Genomic DNA, 13,772 nt, shown 5'->3' with positions numbered 1-13,772 from the left:
GCTAGTTCAGGATGCCGACAGTTAGCGGCCCTGCTCGCGGCTGATGATCGGGACCAGATAGCGGGCGGCGTACTCGCGCACCGCGGCTGGGTCGGAGGTGTCGAGCCGGTCGGTGGGAAAGACGATGATGCCGAGGGCGACGCGAAGCAGGATGTCGGCGATGTTGTCCAGGTCGGACTCGGCCAGGTCGGCGCCGCAACGCCGCAGCGTTCGGGCGATGCCGTCGGCGAACTGGCGAATCGGAAAGGCGTGCGAGCGGGAGAACATGCCGAACAGTTCGGGTTCGCTGTCGGCGATCCGCGAATACAGCGGGGAGTCCTGGACCAGCCGCACCCCGAGTGCGAACGCCTCGACCACCGCCTGTTGCGGGTCACAGCCGGTCGTCGCCTGGTCCAGGGTGCTGAAGAACAACCCGGCCTCGCGGCGGACCACCTGGGCGAACAGGTTCTCTTTTGAAGCGAAGCGACGGTAGATGGTGCTGCGGCTGACCCCGGCCCGGGCGGCCACGTCGTCGATGTTGGCGCGGCGCACACCGTAGGTCTCGAACACGCTTCGCGCGGTGTCCAAGATGGTGCGATCGAGATCGCTGAGCGCCTCGCCGAGATCGCCGGCTGGGCGGTGGATCGGCATCGGATCACGACCCCCACGGCAGGCTCGGCGGAAGAATGCTAGTTTGACACAAAGATACGCTTTTGTTTCTCTGCTTCACAATCCGGCCGGCATGGCCGCAGGAGGTTGGGATGACCGCGCAGTGGGCTGCAGACTTCGACTCCGGAGTCCGCGAAGCGATTCCGATGCCCATCGACGACGAGGTCGCCGACGCCGCCCCGCGGCTGGGCCCGGATTCATTGATCTGGAAGTTCTACGGGGACAATCGAACTCAGCTCTTCGGATTCCAGCGCACCGCCGGGGTGGAGAACTGCATCGAACAGCTCGCCCAGGGCGTGCTGGATCACTCCGTCATCTTCAGCGACACGCTGGGCCGGGCCAAGCGGACCGCGCCGCCCCTGATGAACACCGTCTATTCCGACGAGCCGCACGAGTGGGGCCGCAAGGTGCGCGACTTCCACAAGGCGATCAAGGGCACCGTCAGCGACGGCTCGAGGTATCACGCGCTGAATCCGGAGCTGTTCTACTGGGCACACGCCAGCTTCGTCGACCAGGTCATCTACAACACCGACATGTTCATCCGCCGGCTTTCCCGCGCCGAGAAGGAACAGATCTTCAACGAAGGCAAGGTCTGGTACAGCCTGTACGGCGTCAGCGACCGCGGGCAACCCCATACCTACGACGACTTCCTGGCCTACTGGGACGAGATGCTCGACCGGTTCGTCCCGCACAAGACCGTGCTGTACGGCACCGGCTACATCCGTAAGGGCATCCCGGGCCCGCGCCGGATCCCCAAGCCGGTGTGGAAGGTCCTGTCGGCGCCGTTGAACGCCTACACCCGGCTGGTCGTGGTCGGAACGTTGCCACCCCAGATGCGCGAGGTGTGCCAGCTGCAGTGGGACGCCAAGAAGGAGAGGCGGTTTCAGCGCGTCGCCGCGGCCATCCGCGCGCTCAACCCGCTGCTGAACCGGCTGCCGGTCCGGGTGCTCTACACGAGCTGGGCGGCCGCGGCGTGGCAGCGCGCCGGCGTCGACCCGCGCCGGCTGCACAACCGCCCGGCCGGATAACCTCATCCGCCGCGCCCGCCATTGCCGTGACACCGCACGGGCGCATAGGGCATCGTGGTTAGCCGGCTCCGCATTGGGGCATTCCGCTAGGTCGGCGGAATGGGCCGGTGGAGCGAGCCGTTGGCAGGGCGACCCGAAGGAGCACCGCGATGCAGATGACCGGCAACACCGTTCTGGTCACCGGCGGCGGCAGCGGCATCGGCCGCGGCCTGGCCGAGTCTTTCCACCGATTGGGCAACCAGGTGATCATCGCGTCCCGGCGCGGCGACCACCTGCGCGCCGTGGCCCAGGCCAACCCGGGCATGCAGACCCTGTCCCTCGATCAGGGCGACCCCGCCGACATCCGGCGATTCGCCACGGAGCTGACCGACCGCTACCCGGACCTCAATGTGGTGGTCAACAACGCCGGGATTCAGCGGGTCGAGGACCTGACGAGCAGCAACGTCGGCTTGGCCGAACAAAGCATTGTCGTCAACCTGCTGGGCCCCATCCGGCTGACCTCGGCGCTGCTGCCGGCGCTGCTGCGCAAGCCGCACGCCACGATCCTCAACGTGACGTCCGGGCTGGCCTTCATGCCCAGCGCGCTCACCCCGACCTACTGCGCCGCCAAGGCGGCGCTGCACTCCTACACCGAATCGCTGCGGTTTCAGCTGCGCGGCACCTCGGTACAGGTGATCGAGATCATTCCGCCGCATGTGCAGACCGCGCTGCAGGGCGAGCGGGGATTCGACCCCCGGGCGATGCCGCTGGAGGACTACATCACCGAGACGATGACGCTGCTGCAGACGCAGCCGCAGGCCAAGGAGATCGTGGTGGAGCGCGTCAAGGCGTTCCGGTTCGCCGAGCGTGACGGCACCTACGACGACATGTATCCCCGTTTCAACGAGGCCATCACCGCCATGCTCGGCAGCTAGGCGGCGACGGTTCGCCCGGGGCGGGATGCGATGCGAGCCGCGCTGATGGGTGCCACCTGCCGGCACGCCCACCTGGTGTCGCCCCAGCTGAACCGACGCGGCGTCACGGCTGGCGTGGCGTTGAACACCGCGTGCACAACGATGAAACTCCCTGTGAAATAAGGCGATAAAGCAACAGGCCGGTGCGGGTGGACGCCCGGTGTCCTTGGCGGAGCGGTCCAGGATGGGACAGGATCGAGGGCATGGCCGAAGTCGACTTCTCGTTGTTGGACGTCCCACGCGCGGCACCCGTCGAGGACGCCGAGGCCTATTTACGCGCGGCGATGGCGTGGCACTTCGGCGCCGACACCGGTTCGCCGTTCTGGCTGCGCGCCGCCCGCGCCCTGGACTTCAACCCGCTGACCGACGTCACCACCTTTGCCGATCTGCGCTTGTTTCCCAACCTGGTCAACGAATTGCGCAGTGGCCCAGTCGAAGATCTCATTCCGCGGGGCTATGCGGCCCAGGGATCGCCGCCGCCGCTGCCCCAGGTCTTCGAATCCGGTGGAACCACCGGCGCCCCGAAACGCACTGCGCAACTGCCGGATTGGATCGCGCAGGTCATCGAATGGCAAACCGAGGACTTCGCCACGGGCGGCTTTCGGCGGGGCCAGGGCTTTCTGTGCCTGATGCCGAGCGGGCCGCACGGCGTCGGCTACTTCTCCCGGCTGGTGTCGCAGCGGCTCGGCGCGGTTTTCCACGCGATCGACATCGATCCCCGCTGGGTCAAGAAGCTCGCCGCCCGCGGCGCCGCCGCCGAAGTGGCGGCCTATGTCGACCACGTCGTCGAGCAGGCCGTCTTCGTGTTGCAGACACAGAACGTCGCGAACCTGCACACCACCCCGCCGGTGCTGGAGGCGATCGCCCGCAACGATCGGGTGGTCGACCTGGTCAACGACAAGATCCGCTATCTGCTGCTCAGCGGCGCGCACGTGGATGCCGACACGCTCGATCTGCTGCGCGGCATCTTCCCGGCGACGACCATCACCATGGCGTTCGGCAGCACCATGGTGCTGTCGCAGGCCGTCACCCGGATCGTCGACGGCGACGCATTCGTCTTCGACCCGCGCACCCCGTACGTAGTGTTCTGGGTGGTCGATCCCGACACCGGGAAACGGGTGCCGTACGGGCAGCAAGGTCAGGTGGTGATGAACCACATCAGCAAGGGCATGTTCATCCCGAACAACCTGGAGCGCGACCTGGCGATCAGGATGCCCGGGCCGGCCGGCGAACTCAGCGATTCGGTCAGCGAGGTGCGCCCGGTGTCCACGTTCGAGGGCGAGGCCGTCATCGAAGGCGTGTACTGAGCGTGGTGGGTGAAAACGCCGTCACCGCGACCGGTTTGGTGGCGCTCGACGCTCTCGGTGCCGACGGTGAGTACCGCACCCGCAAACGTGAGGTCATCACCACCACCGCGGGCATCGCGGTCGCGGAGTTGAGCTTGGTGCCGTCGCTCTACGTTTCCCGCACGTTGGGCGCCCAGCGCAAGGCCGCGCCGCTGCCGGTCACACAGCGCGCGGCCGCGCTGTCCCGGGCCGCCGAGATCTTCGCCAACGGCGTGATAGCCGGACTGGATTTCGAGGCCTATGCCGGACTGGCGGGACGGATTTCGGGGATGCCCATCGCGCTCACCCGGGCCGGGGCCCGCGGTGTGGCCGACGCGGTCGCCGACGCGTTCGACGCGGTGCGGCCGGCTCAGCCGGTGGGGGCGACGCTGGACTGGCGCGAGCAGCGCACCCGCGCGGGTGGTGCGGTGTGGGTGCGGCGCGGCGAGGTTTTCGCGGTGCACGCCGCCGGGAACGGACCGGGCGTCCATGGGCTCTGGCCCCAGGCTCTGGCGCTGGGCTATCGGGTCGCGGTGCGCCCATCGCGGCGCGAACCGCTGACGGCGCATCGGCTGGTGTGTGCGGTGCGGCGGGCCGGGTTTCGCCCCGAGGACGCGGTCTATCTGCCCACCGACCATGCCGGCGCCGACGAAATCATCCACTCCGCCGACCTCGCCCTGGTGTACGGCGGCCAGCAGGTGGTGGACAAGTACGCCGGCGATCCGGCGGTGATCGTGAACGGCCCGGGGCGTACCAAGATGGTGATCACCGCCGACCGGGACTGGCGTGACTATCTCGACGTCATCGTCGACTCGATCGCCGGCCACGGCGGCATGGCGTGTGTCAACACCACGGCGGTGCTCTGCGAGGGCGATCCCACCGGACTGGCCGGGGCGATCGCCGAACGGTTGGCCGTCATCGAGCCGCTGCCCACCGATGACGAGCGAGCGATCCTGCCCACCCAGCCGGTCGACAAGGCCCGCGCCCTGGCGAACTTCTTGGCGGCCAAGGCCGCCGGGGCGGCCCCGCTGCTCGGCGCCGATCAGGTGGTCGCCGACCTCGGCGACGGGTATGCCGCGCTGCGTCCGGCCGTGCATGTGCTGGCCGAGCCCGACGTGGATACTCTCAATGTCGAATTGCCGTTTCCCTGTGTGTGGGTGGCGGCCTGGTCGCGCGAGGACGGGGTACGGCCGTTGCGGCATTCGCTGGTGGTCACCGCGATCACCGGCGACGAGTCGCTGATCGAGGAACTGGTCGCCGAACCGACCGTCGGCAACGTCTACGCCGGGCGTCATCCGACGTGGTTGCACGCACCGCAGATTCCGCACGACGGCTTCCTGGCCGACGCCCTGATGCGCAACAAGGGCTTCGTCAAGGACTAGACCGGAATCCCGGTCGGCCGGTTACTCGCCGAAGCCGCCGTGCGGCGACGAGACCGACTGTGCGCCGGGCCCACCCATGCCCAGGTGGCTGGAGGCGAAGGCGACGCCCTTGTCGATCATGGCGCCGTCGTCGGCGTAGGTGTCGTGCGCCGCGAAGTTGAGGCCGTCGGAGCAGACCGGGTCCTCGGTGGCGCACACCTTGATCGTCTTGTCTTGGTAGAGCGGGCCGATGACCACGGGTGGTTCGTTGAGGAAGTTCATCGCCCGCACGTTGGGCATGCCGAACAGCACCACCGAGGAGACGTGGTTGGCGACGTCGGGGGACAGCGGTTTGGGGACGGTGTTGGGGTCGATGCCATCGGGCACCGCGGCCGAGGTGACAAAGCCCATCACGGCCGCGCCCTGGGAGTAGCCGCCGAGCACCATCTTGGTGTTGGGGCAGTCGTGGGCCATCGAATTGATATGGGCGCCCGCGTCTCTGATGCCGTCGATGCCGGTGTTCCATTGGTCGCTGGCGGGGTAGTTGACCGGGTACACGTCGAACGACCGATCGCCGACGCGTTGGTGTAGCGCGTCGACGAAGGCCTGGCCGGTGGGGCCGACGCCCGGCTCTTCGCCGGTGCCGCGGGCGAAGACCACTTGCACGTCCGGACACTGGGCCGAGGCGGAGGGGATAACGGACGTGGACAGTGCCGACACGGCCACGCCCGACGCGGCGATAACTGCTGCTGAACTGAGGGAACGGACTAATTGACGCGCAATCATGCCGCCATTGTGCCCAGCCAACACGCCGCTTAAACACCGGAAACACCGAAATTACTGTGTTCTCATAAAAGAACCGCCGCTGATGCGGACGGCCGAGAGTGGTTGCGCGCGGCGCTCATCCGGCACCGGCGGCCGAGGAACTCGAGCCCCCTGCCGTCGAGGCAGTCCCGAACCACCAGGGCCGGAGCGCGGGCCCGTGCTGCAATGTGGTCTGCTACTTGTAGTTACGAGCCCGGGGCCCGGTGAAGCAACAGCCGGCCTCGGCAAGCGGCTCGAGTGGATGCGGCGGCGAAGTTGAACGCAATAGCGCAGGCCCTGAACACGGTCACGGACCACGTGGCCAACCCGGCGCGGCTCTCGGATCCCGACAAGTTGCGCAGCACCGTGTTCGGCAAGACCGCCTTGGTGACCGGCGCCTCCTACGGCATCGGTGAGGCGACCGCGCGCAGCCTGGCCGCCGCGGGGGCGACCGTCCTGGTGGTCGCGCGGTCCGAAGAACGGCTCCGCGATCTGACGGCGTCGATCAACGCCGGTGGGGGCCACGCGGTCGCCTACCCGACCGACCTCACCGACGAAGCCGCGGTGAGCACCTTGACCAGGCGGATCACCGAGGAGCACGGCCCGCTCGACATCGTGGTGAGCAACGCCGGTAAGTCCCTGCGCCGCTCGTTGCACGACCAGTACGACCGGCCGCACGACTTCCAGCGCACCATCGACATCAACTACCTGGGCCCGGTGCGACTGCTGCTGGGGCTACTGCCGGCGATGCGCCGCAACCGCAGCGGGCACATCGTGAACGTGTCCAGTGTCGCGGTGCGGGTGGCGCCGGGTCCGCAATGGGGGGCCTACCAGGCCTCCAAGGGCGCCTTCGACCGGTGGCTGCGCAGCGTGGCCCCGGAACTGCACACCGACGGCGTCGATGTCACCATCGTCTACTTCGCGTTGGTCCGAACCAGGATGATCGCACCGACCCCGCTGCTGAGCCGCCTGCCGGGACTCTCACCCGACGAAGCCGCCGACGCCATCGCCAAAGCCGTCATCGAGCGGCCGCGCACCATCGCACCGCCCTGGGTGCTGCCGGCCGAGCTGGCCTCGGTGCTGCTGGCCGGCCCGGCCGACTACGCCGCCCGGCTGTGGCACCGCCGGTTCTTCAGCGAGTCCGACACCGACGAGGCCGACGATGACGAATGATCGCGTGGTCACCACTGCCGCCCGGGCGCTGCTGCGCTCCGGCCTGCTCCACCCGCCTGCACCGGTTGCCGTTTTCCGGCTGCTCCGCGAGGCGCGCCGGGGCGGCACCAATCCTTACACCCTGCTGGCGGTCACGGCGGCCCGTTGGCCCGACCGCACGGCGATCGTCGACGACGACGGCGCGCTGAGCTATCGCCAACTGCGGGAAGTGACCGAGTCGCTGGCTCGGCGGTTGGCCGGCGAGGGTGTCGCGCCCGGGCAGGCGGTCGGGGTGATGTGCCGCAACGGACGCGGTTTCGTGGCGGGTGTTTTCGCCGCCGCCCTGCTGGGCGCCGACGTCGTGCCGATGAGTACGGAGTTTCGCAGCGACGCGCTGGCGGCGGCGGTGCAGGCCCATCGCATCTCGACCGTGGTCGCCGATGACGAATTCGCCGAACGGGTGCGGGCCGCGGACGAATCGGTTGTCGCGGTCGATCCGGCTTCGGTCGGCCCGGACGAGGGCGTCGGCAGACCGGATATCGCACCACCGGGCCGCATCGTGCTGCTGACATCGGGCACCACCGGCACACCCAAAGGCGTGCCGCGCACACCGCAACTGCGCTCCGCGGTGGGGTTGTGGGTGACGATCCTCGATCGCACCCAGTTGCACACCGGGTCTCGAATCTCGGTGGCAATGCCCATGTTTCACGGGCTGGGGTTGGGCATGCTGATGCTGACCTGCGCGCTCGGTGGCACCGTGCTCACGCGCCGCGAATTCGACGCCGAAGCCGCGCTGGCCCAGGCGTCGTTGCACCGCGCCGACGCCTTCACCGCCGTGCCCGTCGTCCTCGCGCGCATCCTGGAGCTGCCCGAACAGGTGCGGGCGCGAAACCCGCTGCCCTACCTGCGCACGGTGATCTCCAGCGGCGACCGCCTGGATCCCACGCTCGGCCAGCGGTTCATGGACGCCTACGGCGACATCCTCTACAACGGCTACGGCTCGACCGAGGTGGGGATCGGCGCGCTGGCGACCCCGGCGGATCTGCGCGAAGCGCCCGAAACCGTCGGAAGGCCCGTCGTCGGCTGCCCGGTGCGCATCTACAACAAGAACGACAAACCGGTGGGCCCACGGGTCACCGGGCGGATCTTCGTCGGCGGCGAATTGACCAGCGGGGGTTACACCGATGGCGCCGCGAAAACCGTCATCGACGGCATGACCAGCACCGGCGACATGGGCTATCTGGACAACGAGGGCCGGCTCTTCATCGTCGGCCGCGAAGACGACATGATCATCTCCGGCGGCGAGAACGTCTATCCGCGCGCGGTGGAGAACGCGCTCGCCCAGCATCCCGCCGTCGCCGACAACGTGGTCATCGGCGTACCCGACGAGCGGTTCGGTCAGCGGTTGGCGGCGTTCGTGGTCGCGCAGCCGGGCAGCGAGATCGACGTGCCGGAGTTGCGTGAGTTCCTCAAGGGCCGGGTCTCTCGCTTCGAACAGCCCCGCGACATCAACGTCGTGGACAGCATTCCGCGCAATCCCACCGGCAAGGTGTTGCGCAGGGAGCTGTCCGGCTGAACACGATCGTCCGCCTCACGGCGCTCACCGCCGGCGGACCGAAGGCTCACTCTTCGCCGGGCGCCAGGGCGGCGACCTGCTTGGCCAGCCAGTGGGGTGCCAGCGCAGAGATCGCGGTGGCGCCCGCCGTCGAACCCAGCACCCCCGACCAGGCGACCGGCCCCAGCGGTGTGCATCCGAAGAACTGACTGATCACCGGGGTTTGCACGATGCCGACCAGCACGCCGGCGCTGCCCAGCGCGGTCGCCACCACCAGCGGGCTGTGCCGGCGGGTCAGCAGCGTCTGCGCCAGCTGCGTCGTCACCAGCGCGGTCAAACCCATTGTCGCCGTGCGGCGTTCGGTCCCCGGCGTCCAACGTCCGATGGTCCAGGCGGCCGTTGCCCCGGCGGCCGTGACGGCGCCGCGGGTGACGATCTGGCGCATCAGCGGGGCATCGAGTGAGGGCGTGGGTCCGGTCAGCACCGCGCGGCGGTGCAGGCGGCGCGCCTCTTCGGCGGCTTCGGCCGATTCGTATTCAGTTTCGTCGGGTTCGACGTACTGCGACGTGACCGCCACCGCGAGCGCCGGGAACATGTCGGTGAGCAGGTTGACCAGCAGCAGCTGACGGGTTCCCACCGGGGCGCGGCCTTGGCCGAAGGCGGTCCCGATGATGGTGAACAACACCTCGCCGACGTTGCCGCCGACCAGGATCGTGACGGCGTCGCGAACGCCGGCCCACATGCTGCGGCCCTCGACCAGGGCGTCCATCAGCACACCCAGGTCCTCGTCGGTCAAGACGATGTCGGCGGCGCCGCGGGCGGCCGACGATCCGCGACCGCTCACCCCGATGCCGACGTCGGCCATCCGGATGGCGGCGGCGTCGTTGGCGCCGTCGCCGACCATCGCGGTCACCCGCCCGCAGCGCTGCAGGGCGGCCACGATCTGCACCTTCTGCTCCGGGCTGACCCGGGCGAACACCTGCACGTCGGCGACCATCCGGGCGCATGCGTCCTCGTCGAGCCCGGCGAGTTCGGCCCCGGTCACCACCCGGGCGTCGGCGGGCAGGCCGAGCTGGCGGGCGATCGCCCGCGCGGTGATCGGGTGGTCGCCGGTGATCAGCACCACGTCGCGGTCTGCGTCCACCAGCGCTTCGATCAACGGGCGCGCCGATGCCCGGGCGGTGTCGGCGAGGCCGACGTAGCCGAGCAGTTCGAGGTTGTGCGCCGCGGCGTCCACCGCGTCGGCGTCGGTGTCGTCGTCGTCGGTCTCGTGTTTCCAGCTGCGCTGCGCCACGGCGAGCACCCGCAGGCCCTGTTCGGCCAGGCCGCGGACCACCGCCTCGGCCCGCTCCTGATCTGCCTGCGGGTCGGCGAACTTGCAGCGCGGCAGGATGACCTCGGGGGCTCCCTTGAGCACCAGCACCGGCGTCTTCGCGGGGTGGCCGTTGTCGTGGCCTAACGTGCCGATGGCGGCGGCGAAGCCGCGGCTGGACTCGAACGGCACCTCCGCGATCATCGTCCAGTCCGAATCAGCTTGGCCGTTAAGCGAACTCGCGGCGGTGAGGATGGCCTCGTCGGTGGCGTGCGCGTGTCCCTGGCCTTCCTGTGGCCGTGCGGAAGCCCGTGCGGCGGCGCGCAGCAGGCCCGCCGACTCGGGGTCGGTGAGTTTCGGGAACGGGTCGTGCGGGTCGACGTCGGCGGGCACCGCACAGACCACGCGGAGCCGGTTCTCGGTGAGCGTGCCGGTCTTGTCGAAGCAGACGGTGTCGACGCGGCCCAGCGCCTCGATGGTGCGTGGCGCCCGGACCAGGGCCCCGCGGGCCGTCAGCCGCTGGGCGGCTGAGAGCTGGGAGAGGGTGGCCACCAGCGGCAGCCCCTCGGGGACGGCGGCCACCGCGATCGCGACGCCGTCGGCGACCGCCTGGCGCAGCGGCGCGCGGCGCAGCAGCGCCAAAGCCGACACCGTTGCGCCGCCGGCCAGTGTCAGCGGCAGCACCTTGCTGGTCAGTTCGCGCAGCCGGGCCTGAATTCCGGCCGCGGTCTCGACGTCGGCGACGGCCGAGATCGCGCGGTGCGCGGCGGTGCCGACGCCGGTGGCGACGACGATCGCCCGGGCATGGCCGGCGACGATGGTGCTGCCCTCGAACAGCATGCTGGCGCGGTCGGGGTCGTTGACGGCGACGGGGTCCACCTGCTTGTTGACCGGGAGCGACTCGCCGGTCAGCAGCGACTCGTCGACTTCGAGGTCTTCGGCGATCAGCAGGCGGGCGTCGGCCGGCACCACTTCGGGTGCGGCCAGGTCGATGACGTCGCCGGGCCGCAGGGATTTCGCCGACACGGTGGCGGTGCGGGTCGCGTGCCGGGCGGCCTCGAGCCGGCGGCGCGTCGTCGCGACGGCCGGAACGACCACCCGGCGCACCATCTGGTCCTGCTCGGCGAACAGCTCGGCGGCCGCGGATTCGGCCCGCAGCCGTTGCGCCCCACCGGTTATCGCGTTGACGGTCATGACGCCGGCGACCAGCAGCGCGTCGATGTTACTGCCGACGATCGCCGACGCGGCCGCGCCGACGGCCAGGATGGGAGTCAGCGGATCGGCGAGTTCGGTCCGGGTGGCGGACGCCAGCCGGGCGATGTTGTGCAAGGGCGTGCGCAGGGGGGCCAGCGCCGGGCTGTACGACAGGTCGTCGAGACGGCGCCGCCAGGATGACTCGGTTTCGACGGCGATCGGTCGCGCACCGCCGGCCAGTCGCGAGTAGACGATCTCGGGATCCAGCGCGTGCCAGGCGGTCAGCGGCTGGGGGGTGGGGTCGGGCAGCCGGAGCACTCGGGTGGCCGAGAAGGTTCCCGCCAGCAGCGCGGTGGCCGCGGCGGCATTGACCGGGTTGAGCCAGCGCCGGAAGCTCAGCGGACTGGTACTCGCCTCCTCCTCGCCGGTGACGAGCAGCAGCCCGGCCAGCGTGGTGCCGCCCTGCGCCAGGTGCACCGCCGATTCGCTGGCCGACCGGGCCACCGGGATCGCCGACAGGATGCGCACCGCGTCGGCCAGGTCTGTGCCGGTGATGATGTCCGCGGTCCACGCGGTCGCGGCGCGTGGATCATCAAGTGCCACACCGATATCGGCGATCGCAAGCGCGGCCAGGGTGTCGGTGGAGGCGAAGTCGCGATGCAGCGCGGTGATCAGCAGCACCGGTCCACGATCGGCTCGCAGCTCACGGACCACGTTCAGCAGCGGCGTGCCGGGCGGATGCGTGGTGCCCACACTGGCGGTGAGGTCTTCGGTGCCCGCGACATGGCGCAACACCACTCGCGCCCCGGTGCGATGCGCGGTCTGAAACAGCGGGATCGCGTAGGGGTCGACCTCCCAGCCCACGTCGACACTGCCGACGCGTTCACCGTCGACGATCAGGTCGGCGCTTTCCAGACCCTGCGCGGGTGTCGCCGAAGGCCCTTGGGCCCGAACCCATCGCAGCCGTGCGCCGGTCGCGGGCAACTCGTCCGGGTCGGGCTCGGGCGCCTCTTCGCCGTGCAACAGCGCGTCGGCCACCTCGTAGACCCGGTCGTCGTCCCAGCCGGGAGCGTCTCCCCGGACGCGCAAGACCGCGCGATGGTCACCCCGCAGCGCGGCCCCGTCGATCACGACCACCTTCACCCGATCCAAGCGACGCAGCGCGCCCGGGTCGAGGACCAGTTGTCCGGAATTGGCAAGCCCGCGGCCCAGTATCGCCGCGAACGCCTGGCGGCCCATGTGCGCCGCTCTCGGCACGGCGGCCTCGATCGCGCCGGCCGCGTCTTCGGTACCACCGCCGGCCACCAGCGCGCTGACCGCGGCGATCAGTGCGCCGTTCGCCGCCGAATCGACGTAGCTCTCCACCGGCCCGGCCATCGAGCCTTTGGCCTGGTCCATCGCGGCGTCGATCGTCCCGCCGACCACCACGTGGGAGGCCTCGCCGGCCGCCGCCGCGGCCCAGCTGTGCCGGGGCACATCGGACTTGGCCGAGGAGATGACCGGGACCACCGGAGCCTGCGGTCGGTCGGGCGAGGCCAGCTGGGACTCGCGGTCTCGCCACACGCGACGGTGTGCCGACGCCTCGGAGACCTGGAGGGTGCGTTGCACCAGATCGAGCACCGGGGTGCCGACCGTTTGAGTCAGCCCGTAGGCCGCCGCCGTGGTCGCCGCGAGCGCGATGTCAGTGCCCACCCGGCCCAACCGGCCCTCCAGGATCGCGACCATGCGCGGTTGATGATTGATGAGCGCGGCCGCCGCCCGGGTGGTTTGCGGCGCGGCGGGCAGTCGGGTCGCCCATCCGGTGACCGCCGCCCCGATTGCGACCAGATCCATTGCCGCCGCGGTGAGTGGCACCAGGATCGCCAGCGGATTGCCCGGGTCGGCGAACGGCGCGGAGGGCGGCGCCGACTCACCCTTGGTCCACGTGATGTCGGAGGCGATCGAGGAGACCGTCGCGCGTACCTCGTCCAGAACGTCGCCGTTGTCCGCGTCGTCGGACAGTTCGATCACCAGGCGGCCCAGTGAGCCCTCGACGTGGGCCTTGGTCACGCCCGGTATCCGTCGCACCGGTTCTTCTACGGCGGGTGCGTACTCGTGCCAGCGCGGGAACGGCAGCAACGGATCCAGGTCCAGGTGCACCCGGTTCCCGCTGTGCCAGCGCACCGGCGGCAGGATGGTGGGCGGGGAGCCGTTTGAGTAACCGTTCAAGCCGATCGCCCGGCCCGTAGTCTGGGCGACCGATTGAATGACCGGGCCGGCGAGCTCGGTTACCGGACTGGCCAACATCTGCAGCGCACCCGCGGTGCCCGCCGCGGTGGAGACACCGGCTCGCACCACTTGCGCGGCTCCGCCAGCTACACCAGCGACGACGTCGGAAACGCCGGGAATTTTCACTCGTCACCCTTCAATTACGTCTACCGCGCCTAATGATCCTGGCGTG

Annotated in this window: 9 protein-coding genes; 6 read left to right on the top strand and 3 right to left on the bottom strand. The window is 69.8% G+C overall.

Annotated features, from left to right (window positions below; genetic code table 11):
* Positions 1 to 21: 21 nt before the first annotated feature.
* A complete protein-coding gene (locus tag ACIUM1_RS13850; protein ID WP_406813261.1) occupies positions 22 to 630 on the bottom strand; it encodes a TetR/AcrR family transcriptional regulator in 609 nt (202 codons plus the stop codon).
* A 110-nt stretch (positions 631 to 740) separates the two neighbouring features.
* On the opposite strand from ACIUM1_RS13850, the gene ACIUM1_RS13845 reads away from it, so the two are divergent.
* The 4 genes from ACIUM1_RS13845 (at position 741) to ACIUM1_RS13830 (ending at position 5,336) form a co-directional block, all read left to right on the top strand.
* Entirely contained in the window at positions 741 to 1,676 is a 936-nt protein-coding gene (locus ACIUM1_RS13845; RefSeq protein ID WP_406813259.1) for an oxygenase MpaB family protein, read from the top strand.
* A 149-nt stretch (positions 1,677 to 1,825) separates the two neighbouring features.
* Positions 1,826 to 2,590 (top strand): SDR family oxidoreductase, encoded by a 765-nt coding sequence (locus ACIUM1_RS13840; protein WP_406813258.1) that lies wholly within the window; start codon positions 1,826 to 1,828, stop codon positions 2,588 to 2,590.
* 242 nt (positions 2,591 to 2,832) lie between these two features.
* Complete coding sequence (locus tag ACIUM1_RS13835) at positions 2,833 to 3,936, top strand: phenazine antibiotic biosynthesis protein (RefSeq protein WP_406813257.1); 1,104 nt, start codon at positions 2,833 to 2,835, stop codon at positions 3,934 to 3,936.
* Between the two features lie 35 nt (positions 3,937 to 3,971).
* On the top strand, positions 3,972 to 5,336 hold the full coding sequence (locus tag ACIUM1_RS13830) for an aldehyde dehydrogenase family protein (RefSeq protein ID WP_406817673.1): 1,365 nt from the start codon (positions 3,972 to 3,974) through the stop codon (positions 5,334 to 5,336).
* A 21-nt stretch (positions 5,337 to 5,357) separates the two neighbouring features.
* On the opposite strand, the gene ACIUM1_RS13825 is transcribed toward ACIUM1_RS13830, so the two are convergent.
* Complete coding sequence (locus ACIUM1_RS13825; protein WP_406813256.1) at positions 5,358 to 6,101, bottom strand: cutinase family protein; 744 nt, start codon at positions 6,099 to 6,101, stop codon at positions 5,358 to 5,360.
* A gap of 294 nt (positions 6,102 to 6,395) precedes the next feature.
* Between ACIUM1_RS13825 and ACIUM1_RS13820 the strand changes: the two genes are divergently transcribed.
* Together ACIUM1_RS13820 and ACIUM1_RS13815 are read left to right on the top strand one after the other, a co-directional pair.
* Positions 6,396 to 7,292 (top strand): SDR family NAD(P)-dependent oxidoreductase, encoded by an 897-nt coding sequence (locus tag ACIUM1_RS13820; RefSeq protein ID WP_406813255.1) that lies wholly within the window; start codon positions 6,396 to 6,398, stop codon positions 7,290 to 7,292.
* Positions 7,282 to 8,847 carry an AMP-binding protein gene (locus ACIUM1_RS13815; RefSeq protein ID WP_406813254.1) on the top strand — a complete coding sequence of 522 codons (1,566 nt, stop codon included), beginning with the start codon at positions 7,282 to 7,284 and terminating at the stop codon, positions 8,845 to 8,847. Before ACIUM1_RS13820 ends, ACIUM1_RS13815 begins: the two co-directional genes overlap by 11 nt.
* A 46-nt stretch (positions 8,848 to 8,893) precedes the next feature.
* On the opposite strand, the gene ACIUM1_RS13810 is transcribed toward ACIUM1_RS13815, so the two are convergent.
* Positions 8,894 to 13,726: an HAD-IC family P-type ATPase gene (locus ACIUM1_RS13810; protein ID WP_406813253.1), complete on the bottom strand. Its 4,833-nt coding sequence runs from the start codon at positions 13,724 to 13,726 to the stop codon at positions 8,894 to 8,896.
* Positions 13,727 to 13,772 lie beyond the last annotated feature (46 nt).

It is taken from the genome of Mycobacterium sp. M23085, from assembly GCF_045343915.1.
Classification (GTDB): Bacteria; Actinomycetota; Actinomycetes; order Mycobacteriales; family Mycobacteriaceae; genus Mycobacterium.
The sequence above is the reverse complement of the archived record's forward strand: the minus strand, read 5'-3'. Positions and strand labels throughout refer to the sequence as shown.